This window comes from Bacillus proteolyticus, from assembly GCF_001884065.1.
GTDB classification, from domain to species: Bacteria; Bacillota; Bacilli; order Bacillales; family Bacillaceae_G; genus Bacillus_A; species Bacillus_A proteolyticus.
This window is the reverse complement of sequence record NZ_MACH01000013.1, coordinates 1-289: the sequence shown is the minus strand read 5'-3', so window position 1 is coordinate 289 and position 289 is coordinate 1. Positions and strand designations below refer to the sequence as shown.

Annotated in this window: 1 tRNA gene and 1 rRNA gene; both read left to right on the top strand. The window is 46.7% G+C overall.

From position 1 onward, the window contains the following. The first annotated feature begins 81 nt into the window (after positions 1-81). Positions 82-197: ribosomal RNA gene (rrf, locus tag BAQ49_RS02735) — 5S ribosomal RNA — on the top strand. A gap of 7 nt (positions 198-204) precedes the next feature. Then, a tRNA-Val gene (locus BAQ49_RS02730) sits at positions 205-280 on the top strand. The last annotated feature ends 9 nt before the right edge of the window (positions 281-289 follow it).

Sequence of the window (289 nt, the reverse complement as noted above, 5' to 3'; positions counted from 1 at the left end):
CTAGTTTTGAAAGAATATAAAAAACTTGTTGACTTTAAAAGTTAAATGAGTTACAATAATTCTTGTCTTAAAAGAATACAGTCTGGTAATGATGGCAGAGAGGCCACACCCGTTCCCATACCGAACACGGAAGTTAAGCTCTCTAGCGCCGATGGTAGTTGGGACCTTGTCCCTGTGAGAGTAGGACGTTGCCAGGCAATTTTCGGAGGATTAGCTCAGCTGGGAGAGCACCTGCCTTACAAGCAGGGGGTCGGCGGTTCGATCCCGTCATCCTCCACCATTTAGCCGA